This window comes from Microcoleus sp. B4-C2, assembly GCF_036705265.1.
Lineage (GTDB): Bacteria > Cyanobacteriota > Cyanobacteriia > Cyanobacteriales > Microcoleaceae > Microcoleus.
The window spans coordinates 1-14,422 of record NZ_JAUBUB010000054.1; the positions used below are offsets into that span (position 1 = coordinate 1).

Sequence of the window (14,422 nt, forward strand, 5' to 3'; positions counted from 1 at the left end):
TGATGCAAGTTGGGGCGAATTGGTCAGGCAACTTGAATACAAGTGTAAGTGGTACGGTCGTACTTTAATTAAGATTGACCGATGGTTTCCGAGTTCAAAACGGTGTGGCAATTGCGGACACATCGTTGACAAGATGCCGTTGAATATCCGGGAATGGGATTGTCCTAATTGCGGGACACACCATGACCGAGACATCAACGCGGCAAAGAATATTTTGGCGGCAGGGCTTGCCGTGGCAGTCTGTGGAGCGACTGTAAGACCCGAACAGAGTAAATCTGTTAAGGCAGGTGCGAAACCCCGTAAGGGACAGAAGCAGAAACCTAAATCGTGAGGTTTGGGAATCCTCGCCGTTCTACGGCGGGGTGGATGTCAAACAAAACACGTTCAGCTTATTCCCATCAAGATCGCGAAAATATCCCGCATAAAACCCCGGTAACGCGCCTCTTGGTCCTGCTGGCCCTTCATCCTTAGCCCCAAGTTCGATCGCTTTGTTATAAACTAAGTTAACTTTTTCTGGACTGTCAACCTGAAGAGCTATCATGACTCCATTGCCAACAGTTGCTGTGTTACCATCATAGGGTTTTATAATAGCAAGTGCTGGTTCCTCTGGAGAAACGCTCCATGCGATAAATCCGTCGAATTCCATGAATCGTCGAGCGCCAATTTCAGCCAGCAAAGCATCATAAAACTTGGCTGCCGTTTCAATATCGTTGGTACCGAGTGTAACATATCCGATCATATTTTTTGTCTTCTAACTGATGTTAAGATTTAAAAAATGTTTGAGCAAATAACAACTGAGTTAAACTGATCTTTAGAAAACCCAAGCTACAACTCAAACATCATTTTACATCATAACTCAAACTATCTCGGTTTTGTCGGCTGCAATGATTTATTGCCGATCGCTAATACATTCGGGACTGTCTCTACTTGGACTGTTGACGATCGCACTTACGGCCTTTGCTTTCATCGCTTCGGAAGCATAGGGCTTTAACAAGGGCAAAACTTCCTGAGCATTTTTAACAGCAGGATCTAGCCACTGTTCCCAATCGCTGTCGGGGAGAATCACGGGCATTCGATCGTGCAGCGGCTGCACTGTTTCGTTAGCAGCGGTAGTAATTATAGTGCAAGATACAATGTTTTCTGTTTCAGGAGATTCCCAATTTTCCCACAAACCGGCAAAAGCAAAAGGTTCGCCGTCTGCCTTTTGAAAATAGTAAGGCTGTTTGTTCTTTCCCTGCTGCTGCCATTCGTAGAAACCGTCAGCGACTATCAAACATCGCCTGTGCTTGATGGCGCTGCGAAAAGCTGGTTTTTCGGCTACAGTTTCCGCTCGCGCATTTATCATCTTGCTGCCTATTTTGATGTCTTTTGCCCAACTTGGAATCAGACCCCAGCGCATAAATTGGAACTCTCGCTGCATTTTTTCTGGTTCAACTGTTACTGTGGCAACTGATTGAGTTGGGGCGATATTGTATCGCGGTTTGATGTCGGGAACTCCCGACAGTTTGAAGAATTCGGCTATGATTTGACCTGAAGTAGTTAAAGTGAATCTTCCGCACATAATTTTATAGTTGTATTAACGCGGTTTTTACCGATTCCGGCAGTTCGACAGTCGGGTAATCCGGCAGTCCGGCAGGGGTTTATACCCCTGCCTCAAAGCTAAAGTCGGTTAAAACCGACTGGAAATATGATCTCAATATCTATCTATTTTAGTCCTATTTTAGAGGACTGTAGCTATGAGACAGGGGTTAAAAACCCCTGTATGATTGTCGGACTAAACCGGGCGGGACACCCCACAATAAAATTCATTCTTTGTGGAACAGGCATCTTGCCTGTTCTTGCGGGACACCCCACAATAAAATTCATTCTTTGTGGAACAGGCATCTTGCCTGTTCTTGCGGGACACCCCACAATAAAATTCATTCTTTGTGGAACAGGCATCTTGCCTGTTCTTGGGCGGGCGAGACACCCCACAATAAAATTCATTCTTTGTGGAACAGGCATCTTGCCTGTTCTTGGGCGGGCGAGACACCCCACAATAAAATTCATTCTTTGTGGAACAGGCATCTTGCCTGTTCTTGCGATTTACCGTTAAGTGGGGGTGAATTTGCGCGATGATTGGTTTTAGGGAATTATTGTTGGTAAAACCCACCCTACGAGACATTGCTAAATTGTGGAACATTCGCAGACAACCATTCGGCGCGCAACTTTTCAATAGCTAATTCTTTGAATTTAGCTTCTACTTCAATCCAAGGAGCCTGATAATAGCAATTAGGCATTTCTGTAATTAAATCGCTGTGGCGCGGATCGGCAAAAAACTCTTTTCCATTCGATATGTGCACTAATTGCCATTCAGGAACAGACCAACTTGTGCGGGCTGCTGCGAGCATTTCGGCAACGCTGGGATCGTCGTAAGTTTCTAAATGTTCGTGAATGACGTGGTGGTGGGCGTCAAAAACCATTGGTACGCCGGTATCGAGACAAACTTCTAAAATTTCCGAGGAACTGTAAGCGTATTCGTCATTTTCAAAGGTTAAGCGCGATCGAATGGATTCTGGCAAGTCGCGGATGACTGATTTGAGCTGCGAAGTACGATCGCTCTTGCCGCCGTGAATGTTCATCAGTGCCAGGGGCGATCGGGGCTGTCCCAACATATCTAAAATTAAAGCATGAGTCGCGAGAATTTTAATGCTATTTGCAACGACATCAGGCTTGTCGGAACTGAGGACGACAAATTGATCGGGGTGGAGTACCAAACGGATGTTGAGGGAAATTGCGCGATCGCCCGTATTCCGCAATTCCTCAGTCATGGAGTGTAGCACTGCTTCCCCCAAATCTGTATCTGCAAAAGGGAACAGTGCAGAAGTCATCCGGTAGAGCTTAATCTGATTAGCTGAACAGAAGTCGATCGCTTTGTCAAGTCGTTTTAAGTTGTCTGCATAAAGCTCGCGCAATACAGTTTCTTGTTCAGTTTCCGAAAGCTGTAACAGTCGTTTGCGCGTGACAGTGCGAAAGCGAACTGCATCGGATGTTGTAATGCAAACTAGCCCCAATTCCGGCAATTTTTCCTGTTCCAATACTTGGTTAATCCCGCTCATTTAGCCATAATTCCTAACTTTAATTTTATGTAAAAGAGGTTTTTGGTAAGGACTTGAGTTTTTAGTCTTGAAGTTTTTAGGTACTACTGAACCTGCCTAAAGAGTCCGGCAGAGATTGAAATCGCTGGCGGACTCTGGAAGTGCAAGATGTAATTAGTACAAACCTAATTTTTATCAAACCTCTAATCAACCGCGTCGCAGATAGCATATCGATGCCAATTTAATCGATATAACTATTGCTGTGTTTCGCCAGACTCAGCCTCTTCGTCGGGCCGCGCGGTGGCAACAGGATTTTCCATTGCTTCATTATGGAACGGATAACCGGATGTTTCTTGATTTAGCGGATCAGCGGGTTGGTCCGCAGGGGATGTAATTTGACCGTTAGTGTTGGTATTGGGTTTTGTGGAAGAGCCTTTATGGCTGGCGTGACCGCTGCTCATCTGTTTTTCCTCAATTAGGTTTATGGAACAATTTCTAGCTTAGACTTAGCTGCTGCGGGCGATCGCCTATCTTAAGTCAGAGATGTTGCTTAATAGTTGAGGATGCTATAGCCTTTCTTGGCAACAGTGCGGTAGATAGGAAAACCGCAGATTAAGGCAGATAAACACAGATTAACCCAGAAAATTTCTATATCTCTCTGCGAATGGCGATCGGATTTGGAATTTGTCGCTCGCGTACCTCACGAAAATTGAGAAAGGCTATATATCTCATGATTTTCCCCATTTCTTCTTGACAATTATCCCCGCAAACGCCCGGATCGCATAATGCTAATAATCAACCAAAAACCCAAAAAACTCGCGGCCCCAAACAAACCAGTGCTCAGAAAAGATAGCTGAGGAGTTTGTGCGTTAGAAGAAATAATTGCCGCCCCTACAATCAGCGAACCCACGACAATACTAAAAGAAAGTCGGTTCGCAGAATCCCCCAGAGTGCGGCGTAGCGGATCGAGTTCTTTTAGGGTCAAGTTCCACTTCAAAGTTTCCGAAGTAACTCGGTCTAAAAGGACTTCCACCTGTCGCGGAGATTGCAAAGATAAGCTTTTGAGATCCAGGGCAGTTCTCAGCAGAGCTTGGATCGGATCATCTCCTAATAACTGACGCCGAAACATATCGGTCATCAGCGGTTTGACCTGCTCTACAATATTAAATCGGGGATTAAAAGAGCGCGCCAGTCCCTCCAAATTAGCTAGAGTTTTTGCATACAAACCGAGATTGCTGGGCAGTCGAATTTTATTTTTGCGGGTGATTTCCAGCACCTCATAAAAGATTTCCGACAAGTTCATTTGCGACAAGCTGACATTGTAATACTTGCGGAGCATTCGAGCTAAATCGTTCTCTAGATTAACTAAACTTGTCGGCTGAGCAAATTCGGCCATTTCTAAAGTTAATTGAGCGCAGCGCTGAGCGTCTAAATCGACAATTGCCAGCAACATTTCTGTCAAATTCTGCTGAGTTCGCGGGTCTAATCTGCCGACCATGCCGCAGTCCAGCAAAGCTATCCGGCCATCTTTGAGATAAAATAAATTGCCGGGATGCGGGTCGGCGTGAAAGAATCCGTCGATATATAACTGCTGGAAGAAAACGCGGCAAAGCAGCGTTGTAATTTCTTCGCGTTCGGCATTTATATCTCCTTTGTGGCGAATTCCTTGCAAGTCGCCTAACAAAATTGGGACTCCGTTCAGCCACTCCATTACTAAGAGTTTTTTTGTAGTCAACTCCCAGTTAATTTCTGGTAGGACAACTTGTGTGGGGTCAAACCATTTACTTTTAGATAAATTGCGGCGCAGTTCGTCTGTGTAGCTGGCTTCTTGAATGAAGTCTAGTTCTGCACGCAGGGCGATCGCAAATTCTTCTGCTAAGGCGACAATATCGTATTGTTGACCGAAGTCTGTGAGCATGACAAGTTCTGCCAAACCTCGGAGCACGGCGATGTCTTGTTCGATGACAATATCAATACCGGGGCGCTGAACTTTGAGGGCGACTTCGCGGCCGTCTTTTAAAGTAGCTTTGTGGGTTTGGGCGATCGAACCTGCGGCGACGGCTTGAGTGTTAAATTTAGCGAAGGTATTTTCGAGAGATTGTGTGAGTTCCTGGCGGACGATTGCTTCTACTTGCGACCACGGTACAGGGGGCACTTCCGCTTGTAGCGTGGAGAGGGTTTCGATGTAGCTGGCCGGTAAAAGGTCGGGACGGGTGCTCAGCAATTGTCCCAATTTGACAAATACTGGGCCTAATTCGACGAGGATATTGCGGAGAACTGCTGGAGTTGGGAGACTGGGTGCGTCGGTTTTGCGGCCGGTTAGGAGGCTTTTCATGTAGTCCCAACCGTTGCGGAAGACGACCTCTAGAATTTCTCCTTTGCGAGAAGTGTTTTGAACTAGGCTAAACAAGGGGCCTCCGGGTCGATCGGGTTTAAGGGCTATATAACTACTAGGATAGCGCTGTTGACCAAGCTGACCAGTGTCTTGGGGAATAACTTGGGGGTGGTGGCAATGGGGCGTGACAGCTTTCGGAGGTGGGGGCGATCGGTCTTTGACCGTGGCATTGCTCCTCATAGTAATATACAGTTAAAGCAGACATGATATTTTTATAATTAAATTTATTGACTTGAAAAGATGTGTCCGATAATTAAATGAGTAAGTTATTACAAACCCGATTCTCAATGTGTTTAATACCGTATAAGAGACATGATTGCCATCCAATTTCCTACCAATTCGATCGAATTATCCATCAACTTAAGTGACGAGCAATTTTTTCAGCTTTGTCAGCACAACCGCGATTATCAGTTTGAACGTACAGCATCAGGGGAATTAATTATTATGCCACCGACAGGCAGTGAAACTAGCAAGCGCAATATGGATCTATCGTATCAACTTCAAGCCTGGAGCCGGCAAAATAATCTAGGAGTTGCCTTCGACTCTTCGGGAGGCTTTACACTCCCCAATGGTGCCGATCGCTCTCCTGATGCCTCTTGGGTCAAAAAAGAACGCTGGGATGCTTTAACACCCGAACAAAAAGACAGTTTTGCTCCTGTGTGTCCCGATTTTGTTGTTGAGTTGCGTTCTCGGACTGATTCCTTGAAAAAACTTCAAGAGAAAATGCAAGAGTATATAGATAACGGTGCTAGATTGGGGTGGTTAATTGACAGGCAAAATCGGCGGGTAGAAATTTATCGCCCCGGTCAAGATGTTGAAATTATCGAAAATCCTGCGACTCTATCAGGGGAAGATGTACTGCCTGGTTTTGTGTTGAATTTAGAAGAAATTATGTAAATAAAGTAAAGAGTAAGGCACAACACAGATTCAAAAAGGAATGCCTGGATCAACAGTGATGAATAGTTGGTGTATCCGCCATCAGAATCCGTGTCGTGCGGCCTCATCTCACCTTCACAGCAAATCTTTCAATTTCTCATCTTCTCCCAACACTTTAATTACCTGTTTAATCTCCTGCGTCCTGTCCTTTTTCACAATCAAAGTCACATTGCCATCTCTGACAACTACCACATCTTCTAGACCAATGGTGACAATCACCTCATTCTCATCGGCTGCATAAAAAATGCCACCCTTCGTATCAATTCCGACGTGTTTTGCTAACTCCACATTCGGTTTGTCTCCTTGCAGCAAACGACCGATCGCATTCCAATCTCCCAAATCGTCCCAGCTAAAGCCTACGGGCAGAACACAGGCTTTTTGCGTCTTCTCCATCAGCGCGTAATCGATGCTTATTTTGGGTAATTCCGAGTACGCCTGCGCGCCTTTTGCTTCCAAAGCTGCCATCATTTCCGGTACATGATTTCGCAATTCTGTCAAGACTGTTCCGACTCGAAAGACAAAAATTCCGCCGTTCCAACTAAACTTGCCGCTGGCTACAAATTCTTCCGCAGTTGTGCGATCGGGCTTTTCCGTAAACCTCGCCACCCGATAGGCCGGAAAACCCCCAAAACTGCCAATTTCCTCGCCTTGTTCGATGTAGCCGTAACCAGTCGAAGCATAACTCGGTTTTACTCCCAAAGTGGCGATCGCATCCTGATTTTTCGCCAACTCGGCCGCCGCCTCCAAAGTCTTGATAAACTCCTGTGGTTCCCCAATCCAGTGATCCGCCGGGAAAAAACCAACAACCGCATCCTCACCGTAACGCTTCGCAGTTTCTATAGCAGTCCAGGCCACAGCCGGCGCAGTATCTCGGCCCTCTGGTTCCGCCAGCAAATTCTCCGGCGGTAACAGCGGCAACTGTTCGCGAACCCCCTCCGCCAACATTTCCGACGTTACCACCCACAAATCGTCCCAACCGTTACCTAATTCCAAAAGTCTTTCCGCAGTAGCCTGCAGCAAACTCTTGCCGCTACCGTCGAGACTCAAAAACTGCTTGGGCCGCTGCTTGCGACTTAGTGGCCAGAAACGTTCGCCTTTACCGCCGGCCAGAATCACAGGAATTAAGGTTCTACTCATTGTTTAAAGTTTAAACTGTTCACATCTATTTTGCCTTGATACCGGTAGGGACACGGCAATGCCGTGTCCTTACCCCTAGCTTAATTTTTAACTACCAGCCGGGAAGTCCCTCGGTATATTTAGAGGGGATTAATCAGAGCGCTGCGCCCCGTACCCCGAATAAATTACTCCTTGGGATGGAAAGAAGCGTCGGGTGTAGGTACCCAAAGCGACAATTATTCTTTTATACCCCTTGAGGATCTGGAAATACTCTGATACTATATTAGCAAGTGGGGGTGGAACTACCTCACTATAAAAAGCCTTTGAAAAAAAGGAAAAAGAAGCCTGCGGTCTAACTGTACTCAGTTGACCGTCAGGTTTGTTCACTTCTACCTTCTATCTTCTGCCTGTCACTTTTTCAATCCAATTAGTATCACGAGCAATGTAAGGTGCGCCACAGCGTACCTTATTCAATATAAGACAGAAAAACTCTGGTTAAGGAATCATTGAAAATTGCTATAGCGACTAGCAATTAGCCATTACCTATTACCTATTACTTCGACAATTCGATATTGAGTTCGTTTACGACACGGCGTTTGAGAGGGATTGATTTTTCTCTGGGCAGCAAGTCAAATACTTTCCGAAAAGCATCATCTACCTGTTCAAATGGTATTTGTCCTTTCTCATTAAAAACTACTTTTCCCGATTGGTCTAGGATGACTGTTTGAGGTACGAAACCTTCGTAATAATGGCTTGGTTCGGTGATTTCGGGTGACGGTTGTGGAGGCAAAGAGTCAACTGTTATGGGCATAAAATCGGCTTCGCGACCGTAAAATTCCTGGAGTTGAGAGACGACGATCGCGTATTGCTTGGAGTCGCTGCTGTCGTCAGTGTAAAACACTAACAATACGGGTTTATTGCGTTTGAAAGAATCTGTGATCTTGACTTTAGGAGGAACTAGGGAACCGTTGCCGGCGTAGAGGGCAAAGATTGTACCGTCAAAGCGATCGTCCGTAAGAGTTGCCAAGGCTGGGGCCGTGCCACTTAGCAGTATGAAGCTAAGTGCGATCGCCACTGTTACAAGACTGGCTGACAAGATTCGCCTCAGCCAGCGGATGCCAGAAGCAGCAGTAACAAGTGATTTTTTTTTCTCAGGAAATATCATAGGTTGTGGGCAGTTGCTGTAAGGAAACCGAAATCAGATGCAAAAACTTTCCTAAGTTTATCAGCAAAATGTAGGCAAATGTTGTTGAGTAGGTTAAAGTAGTTTCGGCTCGACGATCGTAAATTGCTGATAGTGGCGATCGACAAGGCGATTCTACAGGCCCAAGATCACTATTTGCGATCGGCTTTTTAGGGGCGGGCTGGAAGTGTCCGCGCCACAATAAAATTTATTTGTGGTGGCATGGGCTTGTAGCTTCTGAAAATAATGCAAGATGTTAAATCCAAGTGATAACTAGAAACTGAAAACTGGGAATTTACAACTAATGATAGCTTTGCTTGATGCACTCGTCGCCCAAACGCCGGCTGCTGATGTTTCCGGGCCGGCTCAAATCAATCTGGCGCAGGCCCTTGTTTTAGGAATTGTACAAGGATTAACAGAGTTTTTGCCTATCAGCAGCAGCGCTCATTTGAAGGTAGTGCCGATCGCCCTGGGATGGGGCGATCCCGGAGTGGCTTATACTGCTGTTATTCAGTTGGGCAGCATTGTTGCAGTGCTTTGGTATTTCTGGAAAGACTTGACAAATATAGCTGTTGGTGCATTCGAAGCCCTGGTGCAGCGCAACTACAAATCCCATGAGTTTCAAATGGCGGTAGCACTGGTTTTGGGAACAATACCTATAGTCTTTTTTGGGCTGCTAATCAAGGCATTGGTTCCAGATTTTGACAACTCGCCACTTAGAAGTTTGGCCAGTATCGCCATTGCTTCGATCGTCATGTCGCTACTGTTAGCAATAGCAGAAAAAATTGGCAAGCGCAATCGCACTTATGAAAAGTTAACTGTCTTAGACGGTATTTTGATGGGATTAGCTCAAGCAATCGCCTTGATTCCGGGGTGTTCGCGATCGGGTTCCACTCTAACAGCAGGATTGTTCATGGGATTGGAAAGACCCGCCGCCGCGCGGTTTTCTTTTTTATTGGGAATTCCGGCAATTACTCTGGCTGGATTAGTGGAATTAAGGGGTGATTTGGGACAAGGAATCAGCGATGCGGGAGTTGCAGCTTTGATAGTGGGAACGATTTCATCATTTGTGTTTTCTTATTTGTCGATCGCGTGGCTAATGAAGTTCCTGCAAACTCAAAAGACGTGGATATTTGTGTTGTATCGGCTAGCTTTTGGCGTGGCCATTTTAACGGCGATCGCAGGTGGGGCAGTGAAAAATGCGTAGGTTGTTATAATTACAAGGACAGGCAAGATGCCTGTTCCACAAAACAAGAACAGGCAAGATGCCTGTTCCACAAAGAGTAAATTTTCTTGTGGGACGGGCATCTTGCCCGTTCATAAAAAGCTTATTAATAGCTGACAAGCTGTTAGCTTTTAACTCAAAGTGAGCGTCGCCGTGAAGGATATAGAATGCCTGAAGATAGCGAGCGCCAAAATGAACAATTAACGCTAATTATGCTGGTTCATGGTGCTAGCATTGGTGTAGCGATGTCCTTCTTTATCTCTCCCGGAATTGTGGGAACAATAGTATCAGATTTAAAACAGGTTCTCCGTTCATAATCCCAGTGCTAATATATGGAATAGTCTCGCAAAAAAAGGGATTATTTGCCGCAAGGCTGGGTTGACAAAAGAGCGCTGTTGTGCTGGCAGAAACAACTAAGCCTGTCAGGAACCCCGTCAAAATTTTGAGTTTCATAAATACATATTTTTGATACATCCTCTCACAGCCAAGCTAAATTCACAACCCAGAACTTATTCTGATTCTAAAGGCGATCGACCTTAGCAAACTATGTCAATACCGAAAAAAGGAGCCAGAAAAATAATTGTTGATGGGGAAACTTTCATCTGGCTAATCCGAAGACAAGCTACTTATACGCAATCATGCTACGCTGGCGGAAATATTCATGTTGGTGTCGAACACGCCCAAAAACGGGGTTCGGTGTTAGTTATCATCACCGATCGACCTCATCCTCAATGTTGGCGTACTAACGAAGTGAAACCAGTAACACCCTGTGATGCAACACAATGGATACGGCAAGCTGTGCAACTTGGATGGCAGCCTCAGCTACCCGGAATAACTTTTGAGGTGCGGATTGCAGAACTGTTTATGGAAAAAATATAATGCTGTATATTTAGCAACCCGACAAGTCAATTCTGTTAAAGACAATTCACCCGCCTAGACTGGCAGAAGCGATCGCCCGATCGCTTCTGTCAGCCTAGACAAGTTAAACTGTAAACATTCTCCGCTAACTAATAACTAATAACTAATAACTAATAACCATGAGCGACTTATCAATCCGGCCCGCCCTAATCACCAAAGTTATCCCCGACAGCATCTGCGCCGAAATGGGATTTGAACCCGGAGACTCAATCGTCGCCGTCAACGGTCAAAAACCCCGCGACTTGATTGACTATCAATTCCTGTGCGCGGATGAATTTCTCGAATTAGAAGTATTAGACACTAAAGGCAAAACTCACAAATTAGAAATAGAAAAAGAGTATGACGAAGACTTGGGAGTGGAATTTGAAACTGCTCTTTTTGACGGACTAATTCAGTGCAACAATCGCTGTCCTTTTTGCTTTATTGACCAACAACCACCGGGAAAGCGGGAAACTTTGTATCTCAAAGATGATGACTACCGCCTCAGCTTTCTGTATGGTAGCTATCTCACTCTCACAAATCTGACTGAAAAAGAGTGGGACAGAATCGAACAAATGCGGCTTTCTCCTCTCTATGTTTCGGTACACGCTACGGAACCAGAAGTGCGAATTAGGCTGTTAAAAAATCTCCGGGCTGGGAAGATTTTAGAACAAATCAAATGGTTTCAAGAACGCCGCTTGCAAATTCACGCTCAAGTAGTTGTTTGTCCCGGTATTAATGATGGCGAACATTTAGAACGCACTTTGTTAGATTTGGCAAAGTTTCATACTGGAAGTATTCCCGCTGTAGCATCGGTGGCTGTAGTGCCGGTGGGTTTAACTCGCTTTCGCCCAGCCGAAGATGAACTAATCGCAGTAACTGCCCAAAAAGCGCGAGAAGTAATCGAGCAAGTGCAGAAAATTCAAGGGCTTTTGAGTACAGGAAAAGGCGGCGGAAAAGCGAAAAAGCAGAATGCAAAATCGCGCTGTATTTGGCTGGCTGACGAGTGGTTTTTAATCGCTGGTTTAGATTTGCCGTCGGCTGCTGATTACGAAGATTATCCGCAAATTGGTAATGGTGTGGGTTCGATTCGCCAGTTTATCCAGCAGTTTGAAACGGCTTTTGAAAAGCTGCAACCGATGCCAGTCGAGCCTGCGCGCAAGTTAGTTTGGGTGGTGGGGAATGCTGTCGAAAAAGCTTTTGAGCCGATCGTACAACAACTAAACCAAATTCCCGGCTTGTCCGTCAACATGGCCGCACTGTGCAGCAACTACTGGGGACAAACTATCACTGTCACGGGTTTGCTCACCGGGCAAGATTTGCTGGAAGCTTTGCAGGGGCGAGACTTGGGAGATGGCATTCTGCTGCCGTCGGTGATGCTAAAACAGGGGGAACCGCGTTTTCTCGACGACATGACCCTCGAACAGCTCGCCAGCTCGCTAAAAACCCGGATTTTGCCGGTGAGCGGAGTAGAGGAACTAATCTCGACGGCGATCGGTCTGGCAAATGCTGAAGTTAAATTCTAAATTTTGAATCGAACATTCAAAAGTTAAGATGAGTAGGGTAATTGTGACTTGCAACCGTCGAGTTCAGGCTACAGACTAGAAATTTGAGACCTCAATCTTGCTCTAAAATTGTCTCTAGGATTGCAGAGTAATTAAAAAATTATGCGTGTTTTTCGTCAAATCATCGTAGTCGGAGTGGGCGCTGCAATTACTTTGGGCAACGCCCCACAGAGTGCTTCAGCACAGTCTCCGACTCAATCTCAGGACAGTTTGGCCCGCTTCAATCAGCTCGAATTAGGGCAGAAGGTTCGATCGACCTCGAACACAGCGGCAGAATCAGCGTCACAGGCCGAACAGTCGATCGCCCTTAATCCCCCAACTGGAACCGAGCAAGCATCAAAGCCTCAACAGGCTGCTCCGGCTTCCCCATCAACTCTGTCTCAGGCCGGTGCAACGCCTCTTAGAGGCTTGGAACCGACACAGACTCAGCAGCCTTCCCCGAACCCTCCCAACAATGTTCCTGTGCCCAGTTCCCCGGTACCCATCCTCCGGGGCACTCCGAACGAAAGTTTCCCCCCTGTCCCTCCGAGGGGTATTTTAGACACCAAGCCTCCGGCTTCCCTGGAACCCAACCCGAATCCCCTGCAGTTTCCGACAAACCCGGAGGATGTCAGGATCGAGCAAACTGAGTCAATTACCTTGCAGCAGGCGATCGACCTCGCGCGCCGCAACAGCCAAGTTTTGCAAATCGCCGGACAGCAAGTGGAACAAAGCAGAGCAGCTTTGCGCGAACAGCAAGCTGCTCTTTATCCAGACCTGAATTTTCAAATGGACGCCAGCCGCTCTGTGACTGCCGGCGGAGAACTCGGAATCCGGGCTGGGCAACGCCGCCTCAACGCTCTGGCTAACCGAACCGGGCAACCCGCCGAGCAAGCCGGCACAAATTTCGGCAGCAACAGTCTCAACAGCACTTTGCAGTTGAGCTATGACATCGATTTGTTCGGAAGACGGCGGGCTAACATCCGCGCGGCCGAGGAACAGTTGCGCCTTCGGGAATTGGATGTGGAACGCCAAGCCGAGGAACTCCGCTTCGACACTGCTGAGGCTTACTACACCTTGCAAAACGCGGACGGACAAGTTGCCATCCGCCAAGCTTCGGTGAGAAATGCCCAGCAAAGTTTGCGGGATGCCGAAGCCCTGGAACGGGCAGGGGTGGGAACCCGGTTTGCTGTGTTGCAGGCTCAGGCAAATTTGGCTAACGAAGTGCAACAACTGTCAGTTGCCCGTCGCGATCAGCGAGTTGCCCAGCGGCGTCTGGCTGAGATTTTGAATGTCAGCCAGTCGGCGAACTTGACAGCGGCTGATCCGGTAGAGCAAGCGGGCTCTTGGAGGCTGTCTTTGGAAGAGAGTATCGTGCAGGCTTTTAGGAATCGCCCCGAGTTGGAACAGCAGTTGGTGCAGAGGGATATCAGCAAGCAGCAGAGGCGATCGATTCAGGCGGGGCGTTTGCCTCAACTGAGTGTTGGGGGTGGTTACAACGTGCTGGGACTAGACCCTGATAACCCCGATCCGTATACTTCTCGCGGCTGGGCCGATGGTTATTCGATCCGGGCGAATCTGACTTGGAGTATCTTCGATGGGGGCGCGGCGAACGCGAGGGTGAAACAGCGGGATGCTGATATTGCGATCGCCGAAAGTCGATTTGACCAACTCCGCAATCAGGTGCGCCGGGAAGTAGAACAAGCTTATTTTGGCTTAGAGTCGAGTTTTGAGAATATCGAAACTTCTGAGGCGGGGGTTTTGCAGTCAAGGGAAGCTCTGCGTCTGGCGAGACTGCGGTTTCAAGCTGGTGTAGGTACTCAGACGGATGTGATTCAGGCGGAAACTGATTTGACTAGGGCTGAGAGAAACCGATTGTCGGCAATTGTCACCTACAACCTGGGGCTTTCGTCTCTCCAGCGGGCTGTGAGCAATCTTCCGACGAATAACCTCTCGGATGCTCCTTGAGATTGAGTTGGGGCGAGCTTTAATTACCAGAACAATTAGACATCGGGGTATTAAACGTCCGACACATTAGTTAATATTTTG

At 46.9% G+C, this 14,422-nt stretch carries 15 protein-coding genes; 7 read left to right on the forward strand and 8 right to left on the reverse strand.

What is annotated here, in order from left to right; translation table 11 throughout:
- Positions 1–331: RNA-guided endonuclease TnpB family protein (locus tag QUB20_RS16605; protein WP_333291496.1), on the forward strand; the 331-nt coding region annotated here is incomplete at its 5' end.
- A 21-nt stretch (positions 332–352) separates the two neighbouring features.
- On the opposite strand, the gene QUB20_RS16610 is transcribed toward QUB20_RS16605, so the two are convergent.
- The 6 genes from QUB20_RS16610 to QUB20_RS16635 all read right to left on the reverse strand — a co-directional run bounded on the left by QUB20_RS16610 (position 353) and on the right by QUB20_RS16635 (position 5,487).
- The gene (locus QUB20_RS16610) at positions 353–739 is read right to left on the reverse strand and encodes a VOC family protein (protein ID WP_333055830.1); all 387 of its coding nucleotides are present in this window, start codon (positions 737–739) and stop codon (positions 353–355) included.
- A 150-nt stretch (positions 740–889) separates the two neighbouring features.
- Positions 890–1,561, reverse strand: coding sequence for an SOS response-associated peptidase (locus tag QUB20_RS16615; RefSeq protein WP_333251046.1), 672 nt, complete (start codon positions 1,559–1,561; stop codon positions 890–892).
- Positions 1,562–1,734: 173 nt separating this feature from the next.
- Entirely contained in the window at positions 1,735–2,067 is a 333-nt protein-coding gene (locus tag QUB20_RS16620; RefSeq protein ID WP_333291498.1) for a hypothetical protein, read from the reverse strand.
- An 86-nt stretch (positions 2,068–2,153) separates the two neighbouring features.
- Positions 2,154–3,098, reverse strand: a complete 945-nt coding sequence (uvsE, locus tag QUB20_RS16625) for a UV DNA damage repair endonuclease UvsE (RefSeq protein ID WP_333247530.1) — start codon at positions 3,096–3,098, stop codon at positions 2,154–2,156.
- A 233-nt stretch (positions 3,099–3,331) separates the two neighbouring features.
- Positions 3,332–3,538, reverse strand: a complete 207-nt coding sequence (locus QUB20_RS16630) for a hypothetical protein (protein WP_242717741.1) — start codon at positions 3,536–3,538, stop codon at positions 3,332–3,334.
- Positions 3,539–3,834: 296 nt separating this feature from the next.
- The gene (locus QUB20_RS16635; protein WP_333247590.1) at positions 3,835–5,487 is read right to left on the reverse strand and encodes an AarF/ABC1/UbiB kinase family protein; all 1,653 of its coding nucleotides are present in this window, start codon (positions 5,485–5,487) and stop codon (positions 3,835–3,837) included.
- A 297-nt stretch (positions 5,488–5,784) separates the two neighbouring features.
- Here QUB20_RS16635 and QUB20_RS16640 point away from each other — a divergent pair, with 297 nt between their 5' ends.
- Positions 5,785–6,369, forward strand: coding sequence for a Uma2 family endonuclease (locus tag QUB20_RS16640; protein ID WP_333247533.1), 585 nt, complete (start codon positions 5,785–5,787; stop codon positions 6,367–6,369).
- Between the two features lie 114 nt (positions 6,370–6,483).
- On the opposite strand, the gene QUB20_RS16645 is transcribed toward QUB20_RS16640, so the two are convergent.
- Together QUB20_RS16645 and QUB20_RS16650 are read right to left on the reverse strand one after the other, a co-directional pair.
- Positions 6,484–7,545 carry a mannose-1-phosphate guanylyltransferase gene (locus QUB20_RS16645; protein WP_333247535.1) on the reverse strand — a complete coding sequence of 354 codons (1,062 nt, stop codon included), beginning with the start codon at positions 7,543–7,545 and terminating at the stop codon, positions 6,484–6,486.
- Positions 7,546–8,077: 532 nt separating this feature from the next.
- Positions 8,078–8,689, reverse strand: a complete 612-nt coding sequence (locus QUB20_RS16650; RefSeq protein WP_333247538.1) for a thylakoid membrane photosystem I accumulation factor — start codon at positions 8,687–8,689, stop codon at positions 8,078–8,080.
- A 322-nt stretch (positions 8,690–9,011) separates the two neighbouring features.
- On the opposite strand from QUB20_RS16650, the gene QUB20_RS16655 reads away from it, so the two are divergent.
- The 5 genes from QUB20_RS16655 (at position 9,012) to QUB20_RS16675 (ending at position 14,341) form a co-directional block, all read left to right on the forward strand.
- Positions 9,012–9,914, forward strand: a complete 903-nt coding sequence (locus tag QUB20_RS16655) for an undecaprenyl-diphosphate phosphatase (protein WP_333247539.1) — start codon at positions 9,012–9,014, stop codon at positions 9,912–9,914.
- A gap of 185 nt (positions 9,915–10,099) precedes the next feature.
- On the forward strand, positions 10,100–10,249 hold the full coding sequence (locus QUB20_RS16660) for a hypothetical protein (RefSeq protein WP_333247540.1): 150 nt from the start codon (positions 10,100–10,102) through the stop codon (positions 10,247–10,249).
- A 229-nt stretch (positions 10,250–10,478) separates the two neighbouring features.
- Complete coding sequence (locus QUB20_RS16665; protein ID WP_333247542.1) at positions 10,479–10,811, forward strand: hypothetical protein; 333 nt, start codon at positions 10,479–10,481, stop codon at positions 10,809–10,811.
- Positions 10,812–10,969: 158 nt separating this feature from the next.
- Positions 10,970–12,355: a TIGR03279 family radical SAM protein gene (locus QUB20_RS16670; protein ID WP_333247544.1), complete on the forward strand. Its 1,386-nt coding sequence runs from the start codon at positions 10,970–10,972 to the stop codon at positions 12,353–12,355.
- A gap of 141 nt (positions 12,356–12,496) precedes the next feature.
- On the forward strand, positions 12,497–14,341 hold the full coding sequence (locus QUB20_RS16675; RefSeq protein ID WP_333247546.1) for a TolC family protein: 1,845 nt from the start codon (positions 12,497–12,499) through the stop codon (positions 14,339–14,341).
- Positions 14,342–14,422 lie beyond the last annotated feature (81 nt).